The sequence below is a fragment of the Campylobacter sp. JMF_14 EL1 genome, assembly GCF_027737585.1.
In the GTDB taxonomy this organism is placed as follows: domain Bacteria; phylum Campylobacterota; class Campylobacteria; order Campylobacterales; family Campylobacteraceae; genus Campylobacter_B.
On the sequence record NZ_JAOVTW010000012.1, the window covers coordinates 1 to 1,867 of the forward strand.

At 44.2% G+C, this 1,867-nt stretch carries 1 rRNA gene; it reads left to right on the forward strand.

Annotation, left to right across the window (positions count from 1 at the left end):
* Positions 1 to 270 precede the first annotated feature (270 nt).
* Positions 271 to 1,781, forward strand: a 16S ribosomal RNA gene (locus tag OFN73_RS08135).
* The last annotated feature ends 86 nt before the right edge of the window (positions 1,782 to 1,867 follow it).

Sequence of the window (1,867 nt, forward strand, 5' to 3'; positions counted from 1 at the left end):
TTTAATCTCTTTTTAAGCAACCCTTGAATATAATCCACTTTCCGTTTTTGAAATCTAACTTCTGTTATTTTCCAATGCGTGTTATTTTATTTATTATTGTCAAAAACTATCTTTTAGTCAATCTTTGAAATCTAAACAAGTGATCGATTGAGCCAAAGACAATTTTATAATTGTCAAATTTAAAAGTTACAAACAATTAAGTTTTTAGATTAAAAACTTCATAAATTGAATTTAAAAGATAAAAAGTTTCTTTTTATCTTTGATACATTTTTTATGGAGAGTTTGATCCTGGCTCAGAGTGAACGCTGGCGGCGTGCCTAATACATGCAAGTCGAACGGACAAGTAAGAGCTTGCTCTTATGAGTTAGTGGCGCACGGGTGAGTAATGTATAGTTAATCTGCCCTACACTGGAGGACAACAGTTAGAAATGACTGCTAATACTCCATACTCCTTCTTAACACAAGTTAAGTCGGGAAAGTTTTTCGGTGTAGGATGAGACTATATTGTATCAGCTAGTTGGTAAGGTAATGGCTTACCAAGGCTATGACGCATAACTGGTCTGAGAGGATGATCAGTCACACTGGAACTGAGACACGGTCCAGACTCCTACGGGAGGCAGCAGTAGGGAATATTGCTCAATGGGGGAAACCCTGAAGCAGCAACGCCGCGTGGAGGATGACACTTTTCGGAGCGTAAACTCCTTTTGTTAGGGAAGAACACTGACGGTACCTAACGAATAAGCACCGGCTAACTCCGTGCCAGCAGCCGCGGTAATACGGAGGGTGCAAGCGTTACTCGGAATCACTGGGCGTAAAGGACGCGTAGGCGGATTATCAAGTCTCTTGTGAAATCTAACGGCTTAACCGTTAAACTGCTTGGGAAACTGGTAATCTAGAGTAAGGGAGAGGTAGATGGAATTCTTGGTGTAGGGGTAAAATCCGTAGAGATCAAGAAGAATACCCATTGCGAAGGCGATCTACTGGAACTTAACTGACGCTAATGCGTGAAAGCGTGGGGAGCAAACAGGATTAGATACCCTGGTAGTCCACGCCCTAAACGATGTATACTGGTTGTTGCTATGCTAGTCATGGCAGTAATCCACCTAACGGATTAAGTATACCGCCTGGGGAGTACGGTCGCAAGATTAAAACTCAAAGGAATAGACGGGGACCCGCACAAGCGGTGGAGCATGTGGTTTAATTCGAAGATACGCGAAGAACCTTACCTAGGCTTGATATCCAACAAATCTCTTAGAGATAAGAGAGTGCTAGCTTGCTAGAATGTTGAGACAGGTGCTGCACGGCTGTCGTCAGCTCGTGTCGTGAGATGTTGGGTTAAGTCCCGCAACGAGCGCAACCCACGTATTTAGTTGCTAACGGTTCGGCCGAGCACTCTAAATAGACTGCCTTCGTAAGGAGGAGGAAGGTGTGGACGACGTCAAGTCATCATGGCCCTTATGCCTAGGGCGACACACGTGCTACAATGGCATATACAATGAGACGCAATATCGCGAGATGGAGCAAATCTATAAAATATGTCCCAGTTCGGATTGTTCTCTGCAACTCGAGAGCATGAAGCCGGAATCGCTAGTAATCGTAGATCAGCCATGCTACGGTGAATACGTTCCCGGGTCTTGTACTCACCGCCCGTCACACCATGGGAGTTGATTTCACTCGAAGCCGGAATGCTAAACTAGCTACCGTCCACAGTGGAATCAGCGACTGGGGTGAAGTCGTAACAAGGTAACCGTAGGAGAACCTGCGGTTGGATCACCTCCTTTCTAGAGTACAAATGAATATTCTCTCACAAGATATTCATCATAAACTCAATCATCCTTGTTTAGGTTTGAGGGATTGATTTAGAAGT